General features: G+C 65.5%; 20 protein-coding genes. 2 read left to right on the top strand and 18 right to left on the bottom strand.

Annotated elements, in window-relative coordinates:
• Positions 1–3: 3 nt before the first annotated feature.
• Complete coding sequence (locus AC0L2O_RS09890) at positions 4–1,119, top strand: ABC transporter ATP-binding protein (RefSeq protein ID WP_473369593.1); 1,116 nt, start codon at positions 4–6, stop codon at positions 1,117–1,119.
• Positions 1,116–1,883: an SDR family NAD(P)-dependent oxidoreductase gene (locus AC0L2O_RS09885; RefSeq protein WP_473369592.1), complete on the top strand. Its 768-nt coding sequence runs from the start codon at positions 1,116–1,118 to the stop codon at positions 1,881–1,883. Before AC0L2O_RS09890 ends, AC0L2O_RS09885 begins: the two co-directional genes overlap by 4 nt.
• Before the next feature lie 48 nt (positions 1,884–1,931).
• On the opposite strand, the gene lpxB is transcribed toward AC0L2O_RS09885, so the two are convergent.
• The 18 genes from lpxB to dnaE form a co-directional block, all read right to left on the bottom strand.
• Complete coding sequence (gene lpxB, locus AC0L2O_RS09880; RefSeq protein ID WP_473369591.1) at positions 1,932–3,110, bottom strand: lipid-A-disaccharide synthase; 1,179 nt, start codon at positions 3,108–3,110, stop codon at positions 1,932–1,934.
• Positions 3,107–3,964, bottom strand: coding sequence for an LpxI family protein (locus tag AC0L2O_RS09875; RefSeq protein WP_473369590.1), 858 nt, complete (start codon positions 3,962–3,964; stop codon positions 3,107–3,109). The genes lpxB and AC0L2O_RS09875 overlap by 4 nt, the downstream gene beginning before the upstream one ends.
• 19 nt (positions 3,965–3,983) lie before the next feature.
• Complete coding sequence (lpxA, locus tag AC0L2O_RS09870; protein ID WP_369723425.1) at positions 3,984–4,775, bottom strand: acyl-ACP--UDP-N-acetylglucosamine O-acyltransferase; 792 nt, start codon at positions 4,773–4,775, stop codon at positions 3,984–3,986.
• 175 nt (positions 4,776–4,950) lie between these two features.
• Positions 4,951–5,412 (bottom strand): 3-hydroxyacyl-ACP dehydratase FabZ, encoded by a 462-nt coding sequence (gene fabZ / locus AC0L2O_RS09865; RefSeq protein ID WP_409188580.1) that lies wholly within the window; start codon positions 5,410–5,412, stop codon positions 4,951–4,953.
• Complete coding sequence (gene lpxD, locus AC0L2O_RS09860; protein WP_473369589.1) at positions 5,409–6,476, bottom strand: UDP-3-O-(3-hydroxymyristoyl)glucosamine N-acyltransferase; 1,068 nt, start codon at positions 6,474–6,476, stop codon at positions 5,409–5,411. Before lpxD ends, fabZ begins: the two co-directional genes overlap by 4 nt.
• 149 nt (positions 6,477–6,625) lie before the next feature.
• Entirely contained in the window at positions 6,626–9,178 is a 2,553-nt protein-coding gene (gene bamA, locus AC0L2O_RS09855; protein ID WP_473369588.1) for an outer membrane protein assembly factor BamA, read from the bottom strand.
• A gap of 175 nt (positions 9,179–9,353) precedes the next feature.
• The gene (gene rseP, locus AC0L2O_RS09850; RefSeq protein WP_473369587.1) at positions 9,354–10,505 is read right to left on the bottom strand and encodes an RIP metalloprotease RseP; all 1,152 of its coding nucleotides are present in this window, start codon (positions 10,503–10,505) and stop codon (positions 9,354–9,356) included.
• A gap of 44 nt (positions 10,506–10,549) precedes the next feature.
• Complete coding sequence (gene dxr / locus AC0L2O_RS09845) at positions 10,550–11,773, bottom strand: 1-deoxy-D-xylulose-5-phosphate reductoisomerase (protein ID WP_473369586.1); 1,224 nt, start codon at positions 11,771–11,773, stop codon at positions 10,550–10,552.
• A 4-nt stretch (positions 11,774–11,777) separates the two neighbouring features.
• Complete coding sequence (locus AC0L2O_RS09840; RefSeq protein ID WP_473369585.1) at positions 11,778–12,620, bottom strand: phosphatidate cytidylyltransferase; 843 nt, start codon at positions 12,618–12,620, stop codon at positions 11,778–11,780.
• The gene (locus AC0L2O_RS09835) at positions 12,617–13,375 is read right to left on the bottom strand and encodes an isoprenyl transferase (protein WP_369723422.1); all 759 of its coding nucleotides are present in this window, start codon (positions 13,373–13,375) and stop codon (positions 12,617–12,619) included. The genes AC0L2O_RS09840 and AC0L2O_RS09835 overlap by 4 nt, the downstream gene beginning before the upstream one ends.
• 115 nt (positions 13,376–13,490) lie before the next feature.
• Positions 13,491–14,054: a ribosome recycling factor gene (frr, locus tag AC0L2O_RS09830; protein ID WP_369723421.1), complete on the bottom strand. Its 564-nt coding sequence runs from the start codon at positions 14,052–14,054 to the stop codon at positions 13,491–13,493.
• A 64-nt stretch (positions 14,055–14,118) separates the two neighbouring features.
• Complete coding sequence (pyrH, locus tag AC0L2O_RS09825; RefSeq protein WP_409188574.1) at positions 14,119–14,835, bottom strand: UMP kinase; 717 nt, start codon at positions 14,833–14,835, stop codon at positions 14,119–14,121.
• Positions 14,836–14,895: 60 nt separating this feature from the next.
• Complete coding sequence (gene tsf, locus AC0L2O_RS09820) at positions 14,896–15,819, bottom strand: translation elongation factor Ts (RefSeq protein WP_409188573.1); 924 nt, start codon at positions 15,817–15,819, stop codon at positions 14,896–14,898.
• Positions 15,820–15,953: 134 nt separating this feature from the next.
• On the bottom strand, positions 15,954–16,949 hold the full coding sequence (locus AC0L2O_RS09815) for a 30S ribosomal protein S2 (RefSeq protein WP_369723419.1): 996 nt from the start codon (positions 16,947–16,949) through the stop codon (positions 15,954–15,956).
• 233 nt (positions 16,950–17,182) lie between these two features.
• A complete protein-coding gene (locus AC0L2O_RS09810) occupies positions 17,183–19,537 on the bottom strand; it encodes a caspase family protein (RefSeq protein ID WP_473369584.1) in 2,355 nt (784 codons plus the stop codon).
• A gap of 171 nt (positions 19,538–19,708) precedes the next feature.
• The gene (locus tag AC0L2O_RS09805; RefSeq protein WP_473369583.1) at positions 19,709–20,449 is read right to left on the bottom strand and encodes a carbonic anhydrase; all 741 of its coding nucleotides are present in this window, start codon (positions 20,447–20,449) and stop codon (positions 19,709–19,711) included.
• A gap of 126 nt (positions 20,450–20,575) precedes the next feature.
• Entirely contained in the window at positions 20,576–21,094 is a 519-nt protein-coding gene (locus tag AC0L2O_RS09800; protein WP_473369715.1) for a hypothetical protein, read from the bottom strand.
• Between the two features lie 114 nt (positions 21,095–21,208).
• A complete protein-coding gene (gene dnaE / locus AC0L2O_RS09795) occupies positions 21,209–24,712 on the bottom strand; it encodes a DNA polymerase III subunit alpha (RefSeq protein ID WP_473369582.1) in 3,504 nt (1,167 codons plus the stop codon).
• Positions 24,713–25,133: the final 421 nt, after the last annotated feature.

The raw sequence follows: 25,133 nt of genomic DNA, 5'->3' as shown, positions 1-25,133 counted from the left end.
GTCATGGCAGCACTGAGCATTCGCGCCCTGTCGAAGCGCTACGCCAATCTGGAGGTTCTGAAGAGCATCGACCTCGACATCGAGAGCGGCGAATTCACCGTGCTGGTCGGGCCATCCGGCTGCGGTAAGTCCACTCTGCTCAACATCATCGCTGGGCTCGATCGTCCGAGCGAAGGGACGGTGGAAATCGGCGGGCGCGTCGTCAACGACGTCCCGCCCAAGGACCGCGACATCGCCATGGTGTTCCAGTCCTATGCGCTCTATCCCTCGATGACGGTGCGCCAGAACATCACCTTCGGCATGGAATGCCGACGCGTCGCCAAGGCGGAGCAGGAGAAGGCCGTGGCGAATGTGGCCCGGCTGCTCCAGATCGAGCCCCTGCTCGGCCGCAAGCCGTCGCAATTGTCCGGCGGCCAGCGCCAGCGCGTGGCGATGGGCCGGGCGCTGGTACGCGATCCCCTGCTTTTCCTGTTCGACGAGCCACTCTCCAATCTCGATGCCAAGCTGCGGGTCGAGATGCGGATGGAGATCAAGCGGCTGCATCAGCGCATTGGCGCCACCATCGTCTATGTCACCCACGACCAGATCGAGGCGATGACGATGGCAACGCGCATCGCCGTGATGCACCGGGGCGTGGTGCAGCAATTCGCCGATCCGGACACGGTTTACCGCTATCCCGCCAATCTGTTCGTCGCCCGCTTCATGGGCTCTCCACCCATGAACACGATGCCGGCCCGGCTCGAGGCCGATGCCGGCGGGCCAATGATCGTGATCGGTGCGGGACGGCCGGATGAGGTGCGCCTTCGTCTGCAAGGCTACGATGCCGCGGCGCCTTACGTCGGCCGCGAGGTCGTGCTCGGAATCCGGCCGGAATGCATCGCCGAGGGAGACCGCGTGTTCTCCGGTGCCGTGGGCGCGCCCGTTATCGTCTCCGCGCCTGTCGAGATGGTCGAGCCCACTGGCGCGGAGACCATTGTCCTGCTGCGGCTCGGCGGCGAGCCGGCGCTGGCGCGCATCACGCCGGATATCCGCCCCACGCCGGGCGCGCCTGCTCCCTTCGCGCTCGACACCCGCCGCATTTGCCTGTTCGACCCCGAGACGGAGCGACTGATCGCATGACCAAGACGAGCTATGCCGGCCTCGCGGAGCGCGTGGTGCTGATCACCGGGGGCGCCAGCGGCATCGGCGCTGCCTTCGTGCGCGCATTCGCAGCGCAGGGCGCACGTGTCGCTTTCCTCGACGTCGATGCGGACGCCGGCAAGGCGCTGGTTCAGGAGCTGGCCGGCACCTCCGGCGCCGCGCCGCTGTTCGTGCCCTGCGACCTCCTGGACATCGACGCCTTGCGCGCCGCCATGGCCCAAATCCAGGGATCGCTTGGCGATGCCGCGGTCCTCGTCAACAACGCCGCCAATGATCAGCGCCAGGTGCTTACGGACGTCACGCCATCCGAATTCGACTGGATGATCGGCGTCAACCTCAAGCACGTCTTCTTTGCCGCACAGACGGTGGTGCCGCAGATGCGGGCGCGCGGCGGCGGCTCGATCATCAACATGTCGTCGATTGCCTGGATGCGCGGAGCGCCGGCACTTCCGGTGTACGCGGCGGCCAAGGCGGCGATCGTCGGCTTCACCAATTCGCTGGCGCGGCTGGTCGGCCCCGACCGCATCCGCGTCAACGCGATTGCGCCGGGCATGGTGATCACGGAGCGCCAGCGCCGGCTGTGGTATCCGGACGAGCAGGCGATCGCCGAGCTGCGCACGCGCCAAGCCGTTCCCGATGCGGTAACGCCCGACGATATCGCGAACATGGCGCTGTTTTTGGCTTCCGACGCGAGCCAGCGCATCACGCGTCAATGCTTTCAGGTCGACGGCGGTCTCGGCTAATATGCAGGGTGGACAAAACGCAGCGTGCCCACCCGACAAGATCATCGTCTATCGCAGCACCTTGCGCATCGTCGCGAGCACGATGTCGGCGGCGAGCACGCTCGGCGATGTGTTGCCGGTCGACATGATGGCGTCGAGCTGGGCAAACGCTTCGACTTGCTGCCGGCGCAACGGCGAATCCGTCAGCACCTCGGACAGCGCGGGCGCGAGCTTCTCCGGCGTACAGTCCTCTTGCAGGAACTCGGGGATCACGTCCTTGCCGATCACGAGATTGGCGAGGATCACAGACGAGACCTTGACGGCGCGGCGCAGGATGAAGGCCTCGATCGCGCCGACCCGATAGGCCGTCACCATCGGAATGCCTGATAGCGCGAGCTCCAGCGTCACCGTCCCGGATTTCGCCAACGCCGCGCGCGCTACGCGGAAGGCGGCGCGCTTCTCGGTTTCGCCGACCACGATCCGCGGCTTGACCGGCCAACTGGCGACGCCCTCTCGGACGGTGGATTCGAGATGCGGCATGGTCGGCAGCAACAGCTCGAACGCGCGGCCCTCGGCGCGCAATCGGCCGAGCGTCGCGCCGAACACCTCGAGGTGATGTCTGATCTCGCTGCGGCGGCTGCCGGGCAGCACGAGCAGAACCGGCGGCTCCGCGTCGCGGCGTAACTGCTCTTCGGCGTTCGGCCGCAGCAACGGCAATTGCTCGATCAGGGGATGGCCGACATAGCTGCAAGGCGGGCCCCTCAGCTTGCGATATTCCTCCGGCTCGAACGGCAACAGAGCTAGCACGTGATCGACATAGGCGAGCATGGCGCGCGCCCGGCCCGGCCGCCACGCCCAGACCGACGGCGAGACGTAATCGACCACCGGGATCGCCGGATTGCGCGCCCGCACGCGGCGGGCGACGCGATGGGTGAAATCGGGGCTGTCGATGATGACGAGCGCGTCAGGCGCGGCCTCGGTCACCGCAGCCGCGGTCTCGCGGATCAGGCGCAGGATCTTCGGCAGTTGCTGCACCACCGCGGCGAAGCCGACGATCGACAGTTCATCGATCGGGAACAGCGAGACCAGCCCTTCCCGCGCCATGGTGCTGCCGCCGACGCCTTCGAACCGCACGCCGTCTCCGAGCCGCTGGCGCAGCACCTTCATCAGCGCCGAACCGAGCCGATCGCCGGATTCCTCCGTCGCGATGAGAAAGATCTTCCGCTTGGGATCGCGGCTCTGCATCACGCCGGCAGGCCAATGACGAACAGGTACTTTGCGTCGGCGAGCGCGATCATCGCCTGCGGCTCGGCGGCAATGGTGTTGCCGGCGATCACGGCGATCCCGGCGAGGCCGGCGGCTGCAACGCCCTCGATGGTGCGTGCCCCAATCGTCGGCAGGTCGAAGCGCAAGTCCTGGCTGCTCTTCGGCGCCTTCACCAGCACGCCGCGTCCTGTGGCGGCGCGGATGCGCCCCTCCTCGCGCAGGCGCGCCACGCGCGCAAGCAGCGCATCAGTGCCCTCGATATCCTCGACCGCCACCACGTGGCCGTCGATCACGACAGCAGCCTGCCCGATGTCGAACGGCCCCAGCGCAGTCAGCACCGCACGCCCGCGCTCGATATCGCTCTTGCCGTTGTCGTTCGGCCAGGCGCGGGTGATGCAGCCTTCGGGCATCAGGAGGTCGGGCGCGACATCCTTGATGCCGACCATGCGGAAGCCGCCTTGCTCGAGAATGCGACCGACGCCGGACAGCAGATGATCGTCGCCGCCGCGGAAGGCGCGGATGACGTTGCCGAGCAGCCGCAAGGTCGTGAAGTCGAACCGGATCTCTGACAGCGAAGGCCGCACCAGCGTGCCGATGAAGATCAGGTCGCGGCAGCCTTCCTCACGAAACAGCCGCATCGCGCGGCCGAGCTGGCCGACCGAAATCCAGCGATGGCGGAATTTTTCCAGCTGCGCGGGATCGCACGCGCCGCGCAGCGGAAACAGCACCGGAGTAATGCCGCGCGCGGCGAGCGACGAGGCGACCGCGAACGGCATGGCGCCGCCGCCTGCGACCACGCCGACCGGCGATGAAATCTCCGAAGCCGCCGATGTCATGTCCGCGGCCATCCCAGGGTCACTTTTCGACGGCGGGAAGACACAGCGGGCGCTTGCCCTTGCCGATGAAGTCGATGATCTCGGCGATGGCCGGATCGTCGCTCGCAAGCGGCCGTACCGCCTCCAGCCGCTCGGCGAATATGCCGGGACCGTGGAAAAGCTTCTGATAGAACGCGCGCACGGTGGCGAGGCGTTCCTTGGTGAACTTGCGCCGCTTCATGCCGATCAGGTTGAGACTCTCCAGCACCGCATATTGGCCGTTGGCGAGCCCGTACGGGATGATGTCGTCGCGCACGCCCGAGAGGCCGCCGACCATCACATAGGACCCGATGCGGGTGAACTGGTGCACCGCCGATAGCCCGCCGACATAGACGGCGTCGCCGATCTCGCAATGGCCGCCGAGCGTCGCCGAAGTCGCGAAGATCGCGTTGTTGCCGACCATGCAGTCATGGCCGACATGGCTGTTGTTCATGAAATAGCCGTCGTTGCCGACGCGCGTCTTGCCGCCGCCCTTGACGGTGCCGACGTTCATCGTCGCGCCTTCGCGGATGATGTTGCCGGAACCGATCTCGAGCGTGGTCGGCTCGCCCTTGTAGCTGAGATCCTGCGGCGCGCCGCCCAGCACCGCGAACGGGGAGATCACGCAGCCATCACCGATCGACGTGTGGCCGATGACGGTAACCTGTCCGATCAGCTTGCAGTTCGCCCCGATCCTGGCGTTGCGGCCGATGATGCAATAGGGCCCGATCTCGGTGCCCTCGCCGATCAATGCGCCGTCTTCCACCCGCGCGGCGGGATCAATCTTACTCATCAAAAAGATCTGACTATGTTGAAGTTGCTCGATTTTCCGGTGGTTAGCGCGACTTCGGCCGATCTGTCCAGTGACGTATGATCTCGGCTCGTTTCAAAGCGAACGGCGAATGGGCGAATAGAGCGGAATAGAGCAGCTTATTCGCCACTCTCTACTCGCCGTTCGCCAGTCGTCCTCAGTCCGTCAGCATGGCCCCGACATCGGCCTCCGCGACGACCACGCCGTTGACCTTGGCGTCGCCGTGAAACCACCACATGGCCTTGCGGCGGCCGATCGAGCGCATGTGGTACTCGATGGTATCGCCGGGCATCACGGGCTTGCGGAACTTGCACTTGTCGATGGTGAGGAAATAGACCGCCCGCGGCTTCTCAGTGCCCTCGACCGACTTGATGCCGATCACGCCCGCCGTCTGCGCCATCGCCTCGATCATCATCACACCGGGATAGACCGGACGATCGGGGAAATGGCCCTGGAACGGCGGCTCGTTGAAGGTCACGTTCTTGATGCCGATACCGCTGTAATCGGCGCGGATGTTGATCACGCGGTCGATCAGCAGCATCGGAAAGCGGTGCGGGAGCGTTTGCAGGATCATGTTGATGTCCACAAGCGCGAACCTGACCGGTGCTTCCTCCGTCATTCCCGTCCCTCATCCTTCGAATCGGCCTTGCCGTCGCGCGCCAGGCGCTCCACCGCCAAAATCTCTTTGAACCACTGCCTGGTCGGCTTGGCAAAAAAGCCGCCCCAGCGCCCGCCCGCGGGAATGTCGTCCTTGACGCCGCTCATGGCCGTCACCTGAGCCCCGTCGCCGATCTTGACGTGGTTGTTGATGCCAACCTTCGCTCCCAGCGCCACGTTGTCGCCGAGGGTCAGGCTGCCCGCGAGCCCGATCTGGGCCGCCAGCAGGCAGTGCCGGCCGATCGTCACATTGTGGCCGATCTGGACCTGATTGTCGATTTTGGTGCCCTCGCCGATCACCGTGTCGCGCAAGCTGCCGCGGTCGATGGTGGTGTTGGCGCCGACCTCGACGTCGTTCTGGATCAGCACCCGTCCGGTCTGCGGCACTTTCAGATGGCCCTCGGGGCCGAAAAAGATGAAGCCGTAGCCGTCCTGGCCGATCGAGCAGCCGGGATGGATCAGGACATTGTTGCCGATCAGGGCGCACTGGATCGCGGTGCGGGCGCCGACATTGCAGTCCCGGCCGATCTTAACACTCGGGCCGATCACAGCGCCGACGCCGATCACCGTGCCGCTGCCGATCTCGACGCCCGGACCGATCACGGCCAGAGGATCGACGACCACGCCGTCCTCGAGCCGCGCCGAGGGATCGATGATGGCCGACGGCGCGATGCCGTCATGGCCGACCCAGGATTGCGGCCTGAGCGCGTCGCCGTGCCATTCGCGCGCGATCCTGACAAAGGCGCGGAACGGCTGCGCCACCCGCAGCACAGCCACATGCGCCGGCACCTGGGCCTCAAAGCGCGGGCTCACCAAGCAGGCGCCGGCTTTGGTGGCCTTGAGCTCGTCGGCGTATTTCAGGTTGTCGAAGAATGCCAGATGCATCGGGCCGGCTTCGTCGAGCGAAGCGACGCCTGTGATGACGTGGTCGCCTTTGGCAGGATCGACCAGTTGCGCCTTGGCGAGCGCGGCGATGTCAGCCAGCGCTGAGGCCGGCGGTTTTGTGAAGAAGGTCGGCTGCGCCATTCCACCCCGTCGCGGTCCGGCTTCGGCATGAAGCGGCCAGGCCGCATCATGCCTCATCTCGTGGATTGAGAACGATCTTTTTGGAGACCCGCCCCCAAAGGAATTCCGGAGAAACTCCCGAAGGGCCGGGTCATGCCCTGCTGATCGAGCTAGAACGTCGTGCCGCCGCCGAACCGGAACTCCTGCGTGCGGTCATACTTGCCCTTGGTCAGCGGCACCGCGTAGTCGAAGCGCAGCGGACCGAACGGCGAGGCCCAGATCAAGCCGACACCAACCGACGATCGCACCACCTTGCTGTCATCGTAGACCAGGCCGGTACAGGTGCCGGGCGTCGCTGGATTGATCGTCGAAGGCGTACAGGACGGCGGGCGAGTCGTTTCGCCAGTGAGTGCCCACGTCGTCGGGCCTTGGTAGTCGTAGAGACCGCCGGCGTCGGCATAGACCGCACCCTTCAGGCCCACTTCCTTGGGCAGGAACCAGAACGGCATCTGCAATTCGAGCGAAGCGCCCCAGTACTTGGTGCCGCCGAGCGCGTCCTGCGTGCCGTAGGGATTGAGGTCGCGCGGGCCGATGCCGTTCGGGGCAAAGCCGCGGACGAGGTTCGGACCCATTTGGAAGTGATCGAGCATGCGCAGGTCGCTGCCGACTTTGGTCAGGACGCCGCCCTGGAGATGGACGAGGCCGACCAGGTCCGACACCAGCGACTGGTAGTACTTCGCATCGGCCGCGGTCTTCAGATAGGAGACGTCGCCACCGACGCCGGCGAAGTCCTGCTTGAAGTCGACGATCAAACCGTCGGTCGGGTTCTTGTTGTTGTCGAGCGTGTTGTAGGTCAGCGAGTAGCCGAGCGCCGAGGTCAGCGTCTTGCCATTCGCGAGCTCCTTGCGCACCGGCAGCGAGGCTTCACCGTCGCTGTAGCAGCCTAGGCCGTTGGTTGCAGCGAAGTTGTAGCCGCTGGAGGCGATGTCCGCGGCACCTTGCGGCGTGTTGGCGTATGCAGGCGACGGGTTAAACGCCCCTGAACCAACGATGTTGTTACAGTTCGCCAGGTAGGACGGCAGCGTGATTTGCTGCTGGTAGACCGAGTAGCGCAGCTGCAGCGCCAGATCTTCACGCAAGGAGAAGCCGAGGCGCGGCGAGAAGCCCAGCGTCTTGGTGCCATAGGAGATGTAGCTGTTGGAGAGCTGGGTGCGCTGATACAAGTCGAGGCCCAGCGCGATGCGGTAGTCGAGCAGGTACGGCTCGACGAACGACAGCGAATAGCCGCGCGCATACTGTCCGTACGTCACTGACGCCTTGGCGAACAGGCCGCGGCCGAGCAGGTTGCGCTCGGCGATCGAGACTTCGGCCAGCGCACCGTCGGTCGTGGAGTAACCGCCCGACACCGAGAAATCGCCGGTCGACTTCTCTTCGAGATCGACGATCAGCACCACGCGGTCGCTGGAGGAGCCAGGTTCCGTCGTGATCTTCACGCTCTTGAAATAGTCGAGATTCTTCAGGCGTCGCTCGGCCCGGTCGACCAGCGCGCGGTTGTAGGCGTCGCCCTCCGAGAGGTCGAACTCGCGACGGATCACGTAATCGCGCGTGCGGGTGTTGCCGCGGATGTTGATGCGCTCGATGTAGGTACGCGGACCCTCGTCGATGTTGAACACCACCGACACGGTGTGCGCATCGAAATTGCGGTCGCCGCCGGGACGCACGACGGCGAAGGCGAAGCCGCGCCGTGAGGCCTCGATCTGCATGTCCTCGACCGACTTCTCGACCGATTCGACGTTGTAGAGCGAGCCGACATTGACGCGCGAAAAGGAGCGCAGCGTAGTCGGGTCGAAATTGGCAATGCTGGTGCGGAAATCGACCGCACCGACGCGGTATTGCTGGCCTTCCTCGATCTTGAAGGTGACGTTGAAGCCCTTCTTGTCCGGATCATATTCGGTGAGCGCGGCCACGACCTGGACGTCGGCGAAGCCGTTCTTGAGATAGAAGCGGCGAATCAAGTCGCGGTCGGCCTCGACCCGATCGGGATCGTAGACGTCGTTGCTGCCGAGGAAGCTCAGCAGATTCGATTCATGCGTCTTGATGATGTCCCGGAGGCGGTAGGACGAGAACGCGTTGTTGCCGACGAACTCGATCGACTTGACGCCCGTCTTGACGCCCTCCTCGACCGTGAAGACGAGGTCGACGCGGTTGTTCGGCTGCTCGATGATTTCCGGCGTGACACGCACGTCATAGCGGCCGGAGTGACGGTAAATTTCGGCGATACGCAGCGTGTCCGACTGCACCATGGCACGAGAGAACGTGCCGCGGGCCTTGGACTGGATTTCCGCGGTGAGCTGCTCGTCCTTGATCTTCTTGTTGCCCTCGAAGGCGACGCGACCGATCACCGGGTTTTCGACCACGGAAACGATGATCTGGCCGCCCGGGCCGCGGTTGATCTTCACGTCCTGGAACAGGCCTGTCTCGATCAGCGCCTTGAGGCCGTCGTCGATGGCGCCTTGATCAAGGCGGCCCCCGGGTCCCGGCTTGAAATAGGAGCGGATCGTCTCCACCTCGACGCGGCGATTTCCCTCGACGGAAATCGACTGCACGGTCTGCGCAAGCGCAGACGAGGACACAAACACAGCCCCGACCGGGGCAACCACCGCCGCGCCGAACATGATCAGGGTGGCAAGCAAGCCGCCCCGGAGTCGCAGTCCAAACATCATGCGCAACGCGCCCTCATCATTCCGCTCCAGACCCAACCCCAACGCCGGTCTGGAGAATCCCCAAGTTCAAGCCGCTTGTAGCCAATTTCACCGACGCCGCAAACGGCCGAGCGCGCCCCAATTTCAATTTCAATCCAAGACGTTGCCCAAGAGCAACGTCACAAAAAAGCCCCTATCAGGACGAGGCCATCCGAAGGATGTCGTTGTAGGTCGCGAACACCATCAGCATCAGCACCAGACCCAGCCCGATCCGGAACCCCATCTCCTGGGTCCGCTCGGACAGCGGACGACCGCGGACCACCTCAGCTGTGTAGAACAGAAGGTGACCGCCATCGAGCAGCGGGATCGGGAACAGGTTCAACAGACCGATCGAGACCGACAACACGGCGCAGAGATTGATCACGAACTGGAACCCGGCGCTGGCCGCCTGCCCCGACATTTTCGCGATTCCGAGGACGCCGCTGACCTCGTTCGGATTGCCGTTTCCGACGAACAGCGAGCCCAGGAACTTGAACGTGCTGCTGATGATGAACCAGACCTGGTCCACCCCGATCTTCAGCGCCTCGCCCACACCGACCGGCGAGGTCGACGTTTCACCGGCCTGAGATTTGTGCTCCACACCCAGCACGCCGAGGCGGTGGCTGTTGCCGAACGGATCCTTGCGCTCCAGCAGCGCCGGTGTCGCGGTCAATGACACGAGTGCGCCGTCTCGCTTCACCTCGAAGACGAGCGCGGAACCCGCGTTGGTCGCCACGATTCGCTGCATGTCCGCAAAGCTCTCGATCGGCTTGCCGTCGATCTGCACGACGACATCCCCGACCTTGAAGCCGGCAGAAGCCGCGGCGCCGTCCGCCACGATGCCGTCGACACGCGCGATCGTGCTCGGCTTGCCATAGTACAAGGCCATGCCCGCGAAAATCAGCGCGCCGAGGATGAAATTGGCGATCGGTCCGGCCGCGACGATGGCGGCGCGCGGGCCGACCTTCTTGTGATGGAAGCTGCCGGCGCGCTCCTCGGCGGTCATGGCCGCGAGCGTTTGGGCGGACGGGGTCGAGGCCTCGCTCTCGTCGCCGAAGAATTTGACATAGCCGCCGAGCGGGATCGCCGAGATCTTCCAGCGCGTGCCGTGGCGGTCGTTGAAGCCAACCAGCTCAGGCCCGAAACCGAGCGAAAAGGTTAACACCCGAACCCCAGCCCAGCGCGCGACCAGAAAATGGCCAAGCTCGTGGAAGAACACGACGATGGTCAGGACGAACAGGAAGGGAACGGCGTAACCGAGGAGCCCATGGCTCAACGTATTGAAACTGTGGACGAAAAAGTCGATCATCGAATTCCCTCATCCAGCGCCGCAAGGCCCTGGCCCCGAACTACCTAGGATGCCTTTAAGGCAATTTGAGGCAATAGGGCGGCGGCCCTATTTCGCGAAACATGGTCAACGGATATTGCGTCATCCGCCGAGGTCATGGGCGCCTGGTTTCCGCTCCGGACCCAGTCCTCGAGCGTCGCTTCGACCAGCCGCGCGATGGCGCCGAACCGGATTTTGCCGGCAATGAACGCGGCGACCGCGACCTCGTTGGCGGCGTTGTAGACGGTGGTCGCCCCTTTCCCGGTCCGGAGCGAATCGAAGGCCAGGCGAAGGCCTGGGAAGCGCTCGTAATCCGGCGCCTCGAAGGTCAACTGGCCGATCTTGGCCAGATCGAGCTTGGCCGCCGGTCCCTTGATGCGGTCGGGCCAGCCGAGACAATGCGCAATCGGCGTGCGCATGTCGGGCGAGCCGAGCTGGGCCACGACCGAGCGATCGGAGAATTCGACCATGCCGTGGATGATCGATTGCGGATGAACCAGCACGTCGATCTCGTCGGGTGACAGCGCGAACAGATAGGACGCCTCGATCACCTCGAGCCCCTTGTTCATCATCGAGGCGGAATCGATCGTGATCTTCTGGCCCATGCTCCAGTTCGGATGCTTCAGCGCCTGGGCCAGCGTGGCCTGCTCGATATCGGCGCTCTTCCAGGTCCGGAACGGACCGCCCGAGGCGGTGATGATGACACGGACGAGTTCATCGCGATTGCCTGAGCTGAGCGCCTGAAACAGCGCATTGTGCTCGGAATCCGCCGGCAAGATGCAGGCGCCCGCTTTCGCGGCGCGCTGCATGAAAAAGTCGCCGGCGCAAACGAGGCATTCCTTGTTGGCGAGCGCAACATGGGCGCCGCGATCGACCGCCGCCAAAGCCGGCTTCAGTCCGGCCGCACCGCTGACCGCCGCCATGACCCAATCGGCCGGACGCGCACCGGCCTCGATCACCGCGCTTTCGCCGGCGCCGCATTCCGTGCTGGTTCCTGCCAGCGCGGCTTTGAGCTCAGCAAGCTTGGAGGCGTCGGCGATCGCGACGAAGCGCGCGGAAAATTCTCTGCCGAGCTTTGCCAGCGCCTCGACATTGCTGTTCGCAGTCAGCGCCTCAACCCGGTAGCGTTCGGGCGCTGCGCGGATCAGGTCCATGGTGCTGTCGCCGATCGAGCCGGTGGCACCAAGGACCGTGACACTGCGGACGCTCGTCGCCGCAGCCTTGTTGTTACGCAATGGGACCGCGCTCATATCCTCACCAAACCATAAGACCGCTTCCGGCGCTATGCACACCATGGCGGAGGAAGCCGATAATCCATGCCACCAGGACGGCAGCGACAAAGCCGTCCAGACGGTCCAGAAGCCCGCCATGACCGGGAATTAAGTGACTGGAATCCTTGACCCCAAAGCGCCGCTTCACGGCGGATTCAAAGAGATCGCCGAGCTGCGAGACCACGGTCAGGACAGCGCTCACGAGCAGCAGCGGAATAGCCTTCCCTATCCCGCAGGCGGCAAAGCCGCCGGCAACCCCAAGGCTCGCGGCAAAGCTGCCGAACGCGCCGGCCCAGGTCTTCTTGGGGCTGACCCGCGGCCACAGCTTCGGTCCGCCAATGCCGCGGCCCGCGAAATAGCCGCCGATATCGGTCGCCCACACCACGAGCAGCACGAACATCAGCGCGGCGAAGCCGTTCACGGGATCCTGCCGCACCAGGATCGAGGCCAGCAGCGCGGCCGATGCGTAGGCGAAACCAGTGGCGGCCCAGACCAACATGCCCCGCGCAAGCAGGGTCACGATCGCGCCGCCAACGAGGCCGGCGATGACGGCGGTCTTGAGCGCGCCGAAGGCAACGCAGAAGCCCATGATGGCGAGGACGGCCGTCCCGGACGCGGTCAGAACCACCGAGCCCGCGCCCACCACCGTCAGCCATTCCGCGAACAATCCGATCGAGGCCAGCGTGACGAGAAGCGCCCAGAGCCAGCCACCGGCATAAGCGAGCACAAGCGCGAGCGGCGCCAGCACCAGCGCTGCGAGGACTCGCATCACGAGATTGCTCGAGGCGGGCGCGGAGCCGGCCGGCGCGGCGTCGGGTTCGCTCACGAGGCGGTTTTCGCGACGAGGCCGCCGAAACGGCGCTCGCGTCTGGCGAATTCGGCGATCGCACCTTCGAGCGCCGCCTTGTCGAAATCGGGCCAGTGGATCGGCACGAACACGAGCTCGCTATAGGCGGCCTGCCACATCAGGAAATTGGACAGGCGCTGCTCACCGCTGGTGCGGATGATGAGATCGGGATCGGGAATGTCCGGCGCGTCGAGATGGGCACCAAGTGTCTCGGCATCGATCGAGGCCGGATCGCGCCGGCCTTCCGCAACCTCGCGCGCGAGCACTTGCGCCGCCTTCGCAATCTCCTGCCGCGAGCCGTAATTGAAGGCGACGACCAGCGTCAGGCGCGTGTTGTCGCGCGTCAGTTCCTCGGCCTCGTTGAGAAGTGCACAGATGTCGCCTTCCAGCCCGTCCCGTTCGCCGATGATGCGCACCTTGACGCCGTCGCGATGCAGGCTGGCGAGATCGTTGCGGATGAAGCGGCGGAGCAGGCCGAAGAGATCGCCGATCTCGCTCGCCGGCCGCGACCAGTTCTCCGAGCTGAAGGAGAAGATGGTGAGATAGCGGATGCCGAGCTCGTGCGAGGCGCGAACCACGCGGCGCAACGCCTCTACGCCGCGGCGATGGCCTTCGGCCCGCGGCAATCCGCGCGCCGCGGCCCAGCGTCCGTTGCCATCCATGATGATGGCAACATGCGCGGGCGCCTCGGACCTGTCGGGTCCTTCCGTGACGGGCGCGGCGGCGTTGGACATGAAGGCGGCCCTAAAGCGTGATCCGGACCCGAAGCGCCGCACTAGCGCAAAGTGCGAAGCGGTTCTCCGAAAAGATCATGCGCGAACAATAACCTAAAGCGCGATTGGTCGCGCTCTAGACTGTGAGGATTTCTTTTTCCTTGGCAGCCAGCAACTGGTCGATCTCGGTGATCGTGCTGTCGGTCGCCTTCTGCACGTCGCCGGCCAGACGCTCCTGGTCGTCCTCTGACATCTCGTGGTTCTTCTCGAGCTTCTTCAGAACATCGAGACCGTCGCGGCGGACATGACGCGCCGCGACCTTGGCGGCTTCGGCGTATTTGTGCGCGACCTTGACCAGTTCCTTGCGCCGCTCCTCGTTGAGCTCCGGAATGCGCAGCCGCAACACCTGCCCTTCGGTCGCCGGCGACAGGCCGAGATTGGAATCGACGATCGCTTTCTCGACCGCCTTGACCATCGACTTGTCCCAGACCTGGACCGAGATCAACCGCGGCTCGGGCACGCTGACGGTGGCAAGCTGGTTGAGTGGCATGTGGCTGCCATAGGCTTCGACCTGGACCGGATCCAGCATCGACGCGGACGCGCGGCCGGTGCGCAAGCCGCCGAGTTCGTGCTTGAGAGACTGGACGGCGCCCTGCATGCGGCGCTTCACTTCGTTGATATCGAAATTTCCCGTGACCATCTCGCTTCTCCTTCAAAAAACCGGCGGCACGCCCCTCGCCCTCTTTTCCGGGCGCCGTGAGCCGTCAGCCGGCGACGATCGTCCCGTGGCCGGCGCCGCGCAGAATGGCGCCGATCGAACCGGGCTCCGCGATCGAAAACACGATGATAGGCAGCGACGTCTCGCGGGCAAGCGCGAAGGCGGTCGCGTCCATCACCTTATAGCCGCCCTCGACGGCCTGCGAATGCGTCAGCCGGTCGAATCGCGTGGCAGTCGGATCCTTCTTCGGGTCGGCCGAGTAGACGCCGTCGACATTGGTCGCCTTCAGCACCGCCTCGGCGCCGATCTCGGCGGCGCGCAGCACCGCCGTCGTGTCGGTGGTGAAGAACGGATTACCGGTTCCACCGCCGAGCAGCACGATCCGCCCCTCCGCGAGGTATTTGTGTGCTGCGGTGCGGGTGAACAGCTCGGAAATCTCGGGCATGACGAAGGCCGACAGCGTGCGCGCCGGAGTGCCCTTGCGCTCGATTGTGGCTTCGAGCGCCAGGCAGTTCATCATGGTGGCGAGCATGCCCATGGTGTCGCCGGTCGGGCGTGACACGCCACGGGAGGAGACTTCGACGCCGCGAAAGATATTGCCGCCCCCGATCACGACGGCGACCTCGGTGCCGAGATGCCGGGCCGCGATCAGATCGTCCGCAACCCGGTCGATGGTCGGCTGATCGATGCCAAAGCCCTGCTGCCCCGCGAGGTATTCGCCGGACAACTTGATCACGACGCGACGATAGACCGGATCAGTCATGAGCACTTTCCTCGTCCGGGCGCCGCTTCCGGCGGCACGCCGGAAGGAACGTTCCGGCGCTTACTTCTTGCCGCTGGCCGCCGCGACCTCGGCCGCGAAGTCCGATTCCTGCTTCTCGATTCCCTCACCGAGAGCATAGCGCACAAAGCCCGCGATCTTCACGGGGCCGCCGACCTTGCCCTCGGCCTCCTTCACCGCCTGCGCCACCGACTTGCCGGTGTCGTGGATGAAGGCCTGCTCGAGCAGGCAAACTTCCTTGTAGTAGGTCTTCAGGCCGGACTCGACGATCTTCTCGATCACGTTCTCCGGTTTGCCCTGCTGGCGATATTTGTCGGCGAGCACGTCCTTCTCGCGTTTCACGACCGCCGGATCGAGACCGGACGGATCGAGCGCGAGCGGGTTGGCGGCAGCGACATGCATCGCGATCTGGCGGCCCAGCGTCGCGAGCTCGTCGCTCTTGCCGGGCGATTCGAGCGCCACGATCACGCCCATCTTGCCGGCGCCGTCGATGACGGCACCGTGGACGTAGCTCGACACCACCCCCTGGCTCACTTCGAGCGAAGCAGCGCGACGCAGCGACATGTTCTCGCCGATGGTCGCGATCGCGTCATTGATCGCGGCTTCGATCGTGACGTCGCCGACCTTTGCGGCCTTGATCTTCTCGACATCGGCGCCGACGTCGAATGCGACCTGGGCGATCATCTTGACCAGGCCCTGGAACTGACCGTTGCGCGCGACGAAGTCGGTCTCGGAGTTGACCTCGACCACGACGCCCTTGCTACCCTTGGTGAGCGCGCCGATCAGGCCCTCGGCCGCGACGCGGCCCGACTTCTTGGCGGCCTTCGAGAGACCCTTCTTGCGCAGCCAGTCCTGCGCCGCTTCCAAATCACCGTTGGTCTCGGTGAGCGCGGCCTTGCAGTCCATCATGCCCGCGCCGGTCGACTCGCGCAGCTCCTTGACCATCGCTGCTGTGATCGTTGCCATCGTTGAAAATCCTTTTTGCCTGCCGGTTTGCCGCGGCGTGGCATCCAATTGCCCCGCCGCGGTCCATTTCAGGAATTCGCGTCAACTGAAATGGTGGCCGGAGCTTATCCGGCCAACCCATCGCTCTTTTTTGACTATTCCGCTTCCGCGGTCAGCGCCTTGGCCTTGGCCACCCAGGCATCCGCGCGGCTGGGCAGACCGACTTCTTCGCCGATCTTGTGCGCGGTGTCGTGATCGAGCTCGGCGAGCTGCCAGAAGTGGAAGATGCCGAGGTCGTTGAACTTCTTCTCGATCGCGCCCGAGACGCCCGGGAGCTTCTTGAGGTCGTCGGCGGTGCCGCGCGGGCCGGCGAGGCCCTGGAAGCCGCCAGTCGTGGGCGGCAGCTCTTCGGCGACGACCGGCTGGGCCGACGCGCCGACGTCGATGCCGGAATCGCCCTGGGCACGTCCGATGCCGTCGATTGCTGCGCGCGCGACCAGGTCGCAATAGAGCGCGATCGCGCGGCCAGCGTCGTCATTGCCCGGCACCACATAGGTGATGCCCTTGGGGTCCGAATTGGTGTCGACGATCGCGGCGACCGGGATGTTCAGCCGCTGGGCTTCCTGGATCGCGATGTCTTCCTTGTTGGTGTCGATCACGAAGATCAGGTCGGGCAGACCGCCCATGTCCTTGATGCCGCCGAGCGAGCGGTCGAGCTTGTCGCGCTCGCGCTGAAGCGTCAGACGCTCCTTCTTGGTGTAGGAGCTGGCATCGCCGCCGGCCAGCACTTCGTCGAGGTGACGCAGGCGCTTGATCGAGCCGGAGATCGTCTTCCAGTTGGTCAGCGTGCCGCCGAGCCAGCGCGAATTGACGAAGTACTGCGCGCAACGCTTGGCCGCATCGGCAACGCCGTCCTGCGCCTGGCGCTTGGTGCCGACGAACAGGATGCGGCCGCCCTTGGCGACGGTGTCGCTGACCGCCTGCAATGCGTGATGCAGCAACGGCACGGTCTGCGCGAGGTCGACGATGTGGATGTTGTTGCGGGCGCCGAAAATGAACGGCGCCATTTTCGGATTCCAGCGGTGGGACTGGTGACCAAAGTGCACGCCAGCCTCGAGCAGCTGACGCATAGTGAAATCGGGTAGTGCCATCGTTCTAATTCTCCGGTTGGTTCCTCCGGAAGCGTGTGAGCAAAACGGAGCGTTGTCGCCCCGGCTGCCACCGGACGGCCTTGTGAGCCATGCTTCCGTGTGAGATGGCGCGCTGTATACCGCGATTTCGGCCAGAAGCAAGGAAATAAGGGCCTTTCAAGGGCGTTTGTCGCCCGCGAAAGGCCCGTTCCCGAATACCGCCCGCCCACTTGGCGGTTGGCCAGACACCAAGCCTAGCACCTGGGCTGGTTGGGTGGGCATTTCTTCGGCGCAGCGGGGCGCGGTGGCGGAGCGGCCGGACGCGGCGGGGCTGCGGCCACCCGTGGCGGCGGCGGTGGTGGCGGGGCCGCCCGAGCTGCCGGCGGCGCGGGTCGCGCGGCGGCGACAGGAGGCCGGGGCGGCGGCGCAACCGCACGCGGCGGCGGAGGCGTGGGCCTCGCCACGGCCTGAGGCCGCGGGGGTGCCGCCGGAGGCCTTGCCGCCTGCACGGGCTGATTCTGCGGCTTGATCCGCTCGTGCGCAGCCGATGCCGGCGACGTCACCGGCTTTGCGGCGCTGGCCGAAGGCTTCCCAACCGGGACTCCCGGAGATGGCGAGCCGGCCGGCTGGTGTGTTGCGGCCTTCGCCCGTTCATTGGCGCGTTCGTTGGCCCGTTCGGCAGGGCCGGCCGCGGCCGGGGTCTGCGCCACCGGGACCTTCGGCGGCTGGCCGGGTGCGGTCGCCGCGGTGCCCGCGGCAGGCGTAGCGGTGGCCGGCGCGGCAGCGGCCGGTGCCCCCGTATGGGTCGGCAACGTCGTGTTCGGCGCAGTCGCGGTCGCTGGCGCGGGCCGAGCGTTGGGCCCTGCCCCGACCGGCGCCGGCGGGCCGCCGTGGCCGCCCGGGACCGGCAGCGTGTTGGCCTCGGGCAGCCGGGTCTGCGGCGGGGCCGTCGGAGCGACATTCGCAGGCGTTACCGGAGGCGTGCCCGGCCGCGCGGTCGCATGGATGGCCGCGCTTGGCGGCATCGGCGCCTTGCCCTGCTGGATCAGGGCGGCGCGTTGGGCAACCGCCTGCGGCACGGCCGGTCCGGCGGGTGTCGCGCGGCCGGCGACGGCAGGTGCAAGGCTCCCTGCCGCAAGCCCGCCTGCCCCGGTCGGCGGTGGCCGGTTGATCACCGTGTTGATGACCGTGGTGTTGTGGATGTTCTGGTAGATGATGTTGTTCGGCGGCGGCGCGACATAGACGGGCGGCCTGACGAACACCGGGATCGGCACGAATACCGGCTGCGGCAGCACGAACAGGCCGACGACGGCGAGCGGCGGCGCCAGCACGACGAAGTCCGGCGGCGGCGGCGGCAGATAGTAGACCGGCGGCGGCGGTGGCGGTGCGAAGCCGAACAAGGGATCGCCGAACAGCAGCACCGGACGATCGACATAGACGATCTCGTCCGGCGGCGGTGGCGGCACGTCATAGTCGATCATCGCAAAGCTCGGCGGCGGCTCGACCGGTGCCGTCAGGATCGCCAGGCGGCGGCGTGCATCGCCCGCATGCGGCCCACGCGAATAGCGGCGCAGATACGACCAATAGGCCTCCGGCGTGTCGGTCCGATAGGTCCGCCGCCACGTGATGGCTTCGCGTCGCGCCGCCACGATCGCCATCACGCGCTTGGAGAGCGGGTCGCCGGGATAGGCCGCGAGAAACTCCTCATAGGCCGGCAGCGTGTCGCGCTCGAGCGCGGCCGCATAGGCATCCTGGACGCCGAGATCGCGGATCGGCTTGTTGCGGGTCGCAGCGACCTGATCCGGCGTGGACTGCGGCGGCGGCGCATCGGGCCCGCGCTCGAAGAACGAGAATTGCGCGCTGATCTTCTGGTCGTCCCAGGGCACCTGCGCGCCTTTGGAGGCGTCATTGACGCGAAGGCGAACGCGGTCGAACACCTCGGTAAGCGACAGGCCGCCGGTGCGGATCATTTCGGCCAGCGACTGCGCGTAGGCGCCGTAAGGTCCAGGCTCCTCGGGCGCGACCGTGCCGGGCGCGGCGTTGAAGGCGATCAGCATGTTCGGATCCGGTTCGACCAATGCCAGTCCGCTCGCGATCGGCTGGCCGCCCTCGATGAAGGGCTGCGCGCGCGCCGCATCGAGCACAACGATGTCAGCCTTGAGCGGAATCGAAGCGAGCTGGCGGAGATAGTCGCTGATGCGCAAGCCTTCGGTCGGAATGTCGGTGTCGCGCGTGATGTTGGAATCGACCGGGATGAAATAGTTCTCGCCGGCAAGCTGCACGCCGTAACCGGCCAGATAGATCATCGCGACGGTGCCGGGACCGGAGGCCTGCGCCTTCTGGATGAAATCGCGAAAGCTCTTGCGCAGCGTGTCGCCGTCGAGATCGCGCGCGCCAACCACGTCGAAGCCCGCTGCTTGCAGCGTCTGCGCGATCAGGCCGGCGTCGTTCGCGGTGGTTGCCAGCGGCGACTTGGCATAGGCACCGTTGCCGACCACGAGCGCGATGCGCTTTTCCTGCTGCTGCGCGCGTGCCGCATCGGGCGTGCCCGCAGCAAGCAGCAGAATCGGCAGAAGGAAGCAGATGAAGACCTTGTGTGTCCCACGCATGGCTTGCTTGCCCGCTATTGCTTGTTGAGTCATCGCCACGCATGAGGCGCACGGCCGGATGAACGGCACTTGAACGAAAGGCTGGGATTAAGGCGGCGGCATGGCACCCGGCCAGCCGCAGCGTGTCACGTCAGCTTCGGCTTTTTGTACGTCAGGGTCAGCCTTTTAGTTTCAGCCCTGTGCGATCAGGTCTACCGTTCCCGTCGTGAGCCGATAGATGCCGCCCACTATTTTCAGCTTGCCCTGATCCACGGCCGCGTTGAGGATCGGCGCGGCCGATTTCAGATTCGCGACGTTGTCGATTACGTTCTGCCTAATCGCGTTTTCGAGCACATCCCCGCCCTGCTGCATCGCAGTCTTGGCCGCGGGCGCGATCGCATCGACCAGCGAGGGAATGTGTCCCGGCGGCGGCTTGTTGTCCTTGAGCGCTTTCAGCGTCGCATCGACCGCGCCGCAATTGTCGTGGCCGAGCACGAGGATCAGCGGTGAGCCCAGCACGGCCACCGTATATTCCATGCTGGCAATGGTCTCGACGCCGGCAAAATTACCGGCGACGCGGCAGACGAAGAGATCGCCGCGGCCGGTGTCGAAGGCGTATTCCGGCGCGATGCGCGAGTCCGCGCAGCTTAGCACCGCCGCGAACGGATTCTGCCCGCCGACAAGCACCTCACGCTCATGCTTGAAATCGTGGCGCCGCGACACGCCGTCGACATAGCGCGCATTGCCCGCCATCAGCCGCTTCAACGCGGCGTCCGGCGACAGCACGTTCTGCGGTTTGGGCGGCGCCCTGGTTTCCTTGGCGAGCACTCGACCGGCGAAGGCGAGGCTCAGGGCGGAGGCGGCAAGCAGCATCGCGGATCGCCGCGATGGCGCGATTCTGTTCTGCGCAGATTCAGAGCACCTGTCACACATCGCGATCCCTCCCGGCGTAACGAACGCGTCCTCGCAGGCGCGCCGCATTGGAACGATCATACCCGATGCGACGAAACCACAAGCTCGACCGCGCCGCGCGCCAGCCATCTGGCGCCGGCGCCAGACCTATTCCGCCAGCTTAAGCTCCGCGATCGTCGTCCTTGCCGCCTGTTCCTCCAGCGGCAGGAAATCGAGCGGTCCCTGATTCTTGTAACCGGAGGTCATCGCGAGCGTGAGACCCCAGCCCAGCAAGCCCGTGCTTGCATTTGCGATCATGGCGCTCTTGCGCTCGCTCATGCGCGTCACGAAGAACACGGTCTGGCCGGATTGAGCCGAGAAGTCCACGCGCGTGGTTCCGAGGGCCGCCTCTTCTGCCACGAACTGGTGCTGGCCCGCCGGGCGATCGACATAGACATACGTCCCGGTCTTCAGTCCCTTGATCGGGGCGCCGTCGAGAGAGAACACCCAGTCCGAATCGCCGATGCCGCCATAACCTTTCTCGCGAAACACCACGACGCGCGTCTGCTCGGCTTTCGGCGGACCTATCTTTCGCACCGTCTCGGAATAGTCGAGCCCACTTCTCGCGGTCTCACAAGCACACAGCAAAACGGCCGCCGTAAGCAGCACCAGCCCACGCAGTAACATCACGCCCCCAATTCATTCCCGAGGGCATGCTAGCCAAAAACACCGCCTGGTTGCAACAGGAGCGGCACGGATCCGGCGCAAAACATGCAATCGGCCGCACCGTCGTGCGTGTCGCTACAGCTGCTGCACGTCCACCACGCCCGCGACCGCCTTGATGGCGCCGGCGATCTGCGGCGAGACCTTGAAGCGGCCTGGCAGCTTCATTTCCACCTCGGTCTCGAGGTCGAGCATGATCACCAGCGAGACCTCGCCGTCGCCGTTGGAGCGCGGGGCGAGGCCGGGACTGCCGACCCTCGGTGCGGCGCCATTCGCGCCGGCCATCTCGGGGCCGGCCAAACGCTTGGCGATCGAGTCCAGCGGCTTGGTATCGCGCAGGAAGATGCGCAGGCCCTTCTGCGTCTTGGCGGCGGCCTCATCCAGCGGTTCGGCGTGCAGCACGCGGGCGCGAACGTCCTCGCCCTGGAGCTCGGCGCCGAGTTGGAGCAGCACGGCTGCGCCAGGCTCCAGCACGTCGCGATATTGGGCGAGCCCTTCCGAGAACAGCACCGCCTCGAAGTGGCCCGTGGGATCAGACAGCCCCATGATGCCCATCTTGTTGCCGGTCTTGGTGCGTCGCTCCATGCGCGACACCACGGTGGCCGCGACCTTGCCGGCGGTGGCGCCGGTTTTCACCGCGCGTGAAAACTCCGCCCAGCTCTGCACCCGCAGCCGCTTCAGCACCGTCGCGTAATCGTCGAGCGGATGGCCCGACAGGAAGAAGCCGATCGCATCATATTCGCGGCGCAGCCTCTCGGCCGGCAGCCAGGGCTCGACCTGCGGCAGCATGATGGTCGGCGCGTCCGCCGACATGCCGAACATGTCGTTCTGGCCGATGGTCTCGGCCTGGTGCGCGCGCTGGCAGGCGGCCAGGATCGAGTCCGCACCGGCGAAGACGCGGGCGCGGTTCGGCTCGAGCGTGTCGAAGGCCCCGGCGGCCGCGAGGCTTTCGATGATGCGCTTGTTGACCGATCGCGGATTGACGCGTGCGGCGAAGTCGGCCAGCGAGGTGAACAGGCCGTTCCTGGTCCGCTCCGCGATGATCTGCTCGACCGCGGCAATGCCGACGCCCTTCAGCGCGGCGAGCGCGTAATAGATGGTCTTGTCGCCGACCTCGAAGGTCGCGCCGGAACGGTTGATGTTCGGCGGCTCGACCTTGATCCCGAGGCGCTGCGCCTCCGAGCGGAATTCGGAGAGCTTGTCGGTGTTGTTGAGATCGAGCGTCATCGACGCCGCGATGAACTCCACCGGGTAATGCGCCTTCATGTAGGCGGTGTGGTAGGACACCAGCGCATAGGCCGCTGCGTGGCTCTTGTTGAAGCCGTAGTCGGCGAACTTCGCCAACAGCTCGAAAATCGTGTCGGCCTGCCCCTTCGGCACGCCGTTCTTCACCGCGCCCGCGACGAAGATCTCGCGCTGCTTCTCCATCTCGGAGCGGATCTTCTTGCCCATGGCGCGGCGCAGCAGGTCGGCGTCGCCGAGCGAATAGCCCGACATCACCTGCGCGATCTGCATCACCTGTTCCTGGTAGATGATGACGCCGAAGGTCTCCTTCAGGATCGGCTCCAGCACGGGATGCAGATATTCCGGCTCCTCGTCGCCGTGCTTGCGCATGCAATAGGTCGGGATGTTCGCCATCGGACCCGGGCGATACAGCGCCACCAGCGCGATGATGTCCTCGAAACGGTCGGGGCGCATGTCGATCAGCGCGCGCCGCATGCCCTGGCTTTCAACCTGGAACACGCCGACCACGTCGCCGCGCGCCAGCATCTGATAACTCTCGGCATCGTCGATCGGCAACGTGGCGAGATCGACGTGGATGTCGCGCGGCTTGAGCAGCTTGATCGCGACGTCGAGCACGGTCAGCGTCTTCAGGCCGAGGAAGTCGAATTTGACGAGGCCGGCCGGCTCGACCCATTTCATGTTGAACTGGGTCACCGGCATGTCGGATTTGGGATCGCGGTAGAGCGGCACCAGTTCGCTAAGGGGGCGATCGCCGATGACGATACCGGCCGCGTGGGTCGAGGCATGGCGGGTCAGGCCTTCGAGGCGCTGCGCGATGTCGAAGGCGCGCGCCACCACCGGGTCCTCGTCGCGAAACGCCTGCAGCTTCGGCTCGCTCTCGATCGCGGCCGCCAGCGTCACCGGCGCGGCCGGATTCTGCGGCACCAGTTTTGTGAGCTTGTCGACCTGGCCATAAGGCATTTGCAGCACGCGGCCGACGTCGCGCAGCACGCCGCGCGCCTGCAGCGTCCCGAAGGTGATGATCTGCGCCACCTGGTCGCGGCCATAGCGCTGCTGGACGTACTGGATCACCTCGCCGCGGCGGTCCTGGCAGAAGTCGATGTCGAAGTCCGGCATCGAGACGCGTTCCGGATTGAGGAAGCGCTCGAACAGCAGCCCGAACTTGATCGGGTCGAGATCGGTGATGGTCAGCGCCCAGGCCACCAGCGAGCCCGCGCCTGAACCGCGGCCCGGTCCGACCGGTATGCCCTGGCCCTTGGCCCATTTGATGAAATCGGACACGATCAGGAAGTAGCCCGCGTACTTCATGCGCATGATGACGTCGAGCTCGAACGCCAGCCGCTGGCTGTAGTCCTCCTCGGTGGTGCCCTGCGACAGGCCGTGCACGCGCAGCCGATTGGCGAGCCCCTCCTCCGCCTGCCGCTTCAATTCCGCCGCCTCGACCGCGGCCGCATCCGAGCTCGACGCGGCGCCGACGGTGAAGAACGGCAGGATCGGCTTGCGCGTCATCGGCCGGAACGAGCAGCGTTCGGCGATCTCGACGGTGGAGGCCAGCGCCTCCGGAACATCGGCAAACAGCACCGCCATCTCGGCCCGCGTCTTGAAGCGGTGATCGGGCGTGAGCTGCTCGCGTTCGGTCTCCGCGATTAGCCGGCCGCCGGCGATGCAAAGCAGCGCGTCATGCGCTTCGTAGTCGTCCGTCGCGGCGAAATACGGCTCGTTGGTCGCAACCAGCGGCAGGCCTTTTGCGAACGCGATGTCGATCAGGCCGCTCTCGACCCGCCGTTCCTTGTCCAGGCCATGACGCTGCAACTCCATATAGAGGCGATCGCCGAACAGGCTGGCGAGACGCTCGCAGCGCGCGGCGGCAAGCTCGGGATGGCCGGCGCCCAGCGCCAGCGAAATCGGCCCGTCCGGACCGCCCGTCAGCGCGATCAGGCCCTCGGTCTCGCCCTCGAGCCAGTCGAATTTGATGTGGCAGGCGTGGGTGTCGGGCGTCTCCAGGAACGCCCGCGAATTCAGCCGCATCAGGCTGCGATAGCCGCGCTCTTGCGCCGCCAGCAGCACGATGCGCGACGGCAGCAGCGCGTTGCGGGCATTCGGATCCTGATCGCCGAAATCGATCGCGAGTTCGCAGCCGACGATCGGCTGGATGCCGGAGCCCGCCATCTTGTCGGAGAACTCCAGCGCTCCGAACATGTTGTCGGTGTCGGTCAGCGCCAGGGCCGGCTGGTGATCTTTCTTGGCAAGCTCGGCGAGCTTGGCGATCTTGATCGAGCCCTTGAGCAGCGAATAGGCCGAGTGAACGTGAAGGTGGACAAATCCGGCGCTCGGCATGGTCGCGTGACGGCCTCTTGCAGATGAGATGGAGCGGTTACCGGCTCCTCAAGGCATCATGCACTCGCCCGGCCGACTCGCCTCGCAATGGTGAGGGCTCGCCACGCCGGAGTCCACGCCGGAGCGGCCGATCGGCCGCGTCGTCCCGGTTTTCCCCAAAGCTCGCATCCGCGAGTTCCCAGGCAAGTGTTTTGCGCCGAGCACGAGTCAGAGTTGCGGCAGCACCTGGGCCCAGATCGCGATCATCCCGACGAACAGCGCGATCGAGGTCAGTGCGGCGGCTTCTTCCACGAAAATCCTGAACATGGCTCACTCCATATTGAGAACGTATGAAGAACATTGTTCTCATTTTGTTCTCTGGAGTCAAGCATCTCTCAGCCATCTCGAAATGGGATGGTTAACTCGATGAATTCAGACATAG

This window comes from Bradyrhizobium sp. Kon10, from assembly GCF_055807395.1.
The sequence above is the reverse complement of the archived record's forward strand: the minus strand, read 5'-3'. Positions and strand labels throughout refer to the sequence as shown.

Bases quoted from the DNA above. Each gene is read 5' to 3' on its own strand.
- AC0L2O_RS09890 (WP_473369593.1), top strand. From the start codon at position 4: ATGGCAGCACTGAGCATTCGCGCCCTGTCGAAGCGCTACGCCAATCTG.
- AC0L2O_RS09885 (WP_473369592.1), top strand. From the start codon at position 1,116: ATGACCAAGACGAGCTATGCCGGCCTCGCGGAGCGCGTGGTGCTGATC.
- AC0L2O_RS09875 (WP_473369590.1), bottom strand. From the start codon at position 3,964: ATGACATCGGCGGCTTCGGAGATTTCATCGCCGGTCGGCGTGGTCGCA.
- lpxA (WP_369723425.1), bottom strand. From the start codon at position 4,775: ATGAGTAAGATTGATCCCGCCGCGCGGGTGGAAGACGGCGCATTGATC.
- fabZ (WP_409188580.1), bottom strand. From the start codon at position 5,412: ATGACGGAGGAAGCACCGGTCAGGTTCGCGCTTGTGGACATCAACATG.
- lpxD (WP_473369589.1), bottom strand. From the start codon at position 6,476: ATGGCGCAGCCGACCTTCTTCACAAAACCGCCGGCCTCAGCGCTGGCT.
- bamA (WP_473369588.1), bottom strand. From the start codon at position 9,178: ATGATGTTTGGACTGCGACTCCGGGGCGGCTTGCTTGCCACCCTGATC.
- rseP (WP_473369587.1), bottom strand. From the start codon at position 10,505: ATGATCGACTTTTTCGTCCACAGTTTCAATACGTTGAGCCATGGGCTC.
- dxr (WP_473369586.1), bottom strand. From the start codon at position 11,773: ATGAGCGCGGTCCCATTGCGTAACAACAAGGCTGCGGCGACGAGCGTC.
- AC0L2O_RS09835 (WP_369723422.1), bottom strand. From the start codon at position 13,375: ATGTCCAACGCCGCCGCGCCCGTCACGGAAGGACCCGACAGGTCCGAG.
- frr (WP_369723421.1), bottom strand. From the start codon at position 14,054: ATGGTCACGGGAAATTTCGATATCAACGAAGTGAAGCGCCGCATGCAG.
- pyrH (WP_409188574.1), bottom strand. From the start codon at position 14,835: ATGACTGATCCGGTCTATCGTCGCGTCGTGATCAAGTTGTCCGGCGAA.
- tsf (WP_409188573.1), bottom strand. From the start codon at position 15,819: ATGGCAACGATCACAGCAGCGATGGTCAAGGAGCTGCGCGAGTCGACC.
- AC0L2O_RS09815 (WP_369723419.1), bottom strand. From the start codon at position 16,949: ATGGCACTACCCGATTTCACTATGCGTCAGCTGCTCGAGGCTGGCGTG.
- AC0L2O_RS09810 (WP_473369584.1), bottom strand. From the start codon at position 19,537: ATGCGTGGGACACACAAGGTCTTCATCTGCTTCCTTCTGCCGATTCTG.
- AC0L2O_RS09805 (WP_473369583.1), bottom strand. From the start codon at position 20,449: ATGTGTGACAGGTGCTCTGAATCTGCGCAGAACAGAATCGCGCCATCG.
- AC0L2O_RS09800 (WP_473369715.1), bottom strand. From the start codon at position 21,094: ATGTTACTGCGTGGGCTGGTGCTGCTTACGGCGGCCGTTTTGCTGTGT.
- dnaE (WP_473369582.1), bottom strand. From the start codon at position 24,712: ATGCCGAGCGCCGGATTTGTCCACCTTCACGTTCACTCGGCCTATTCG.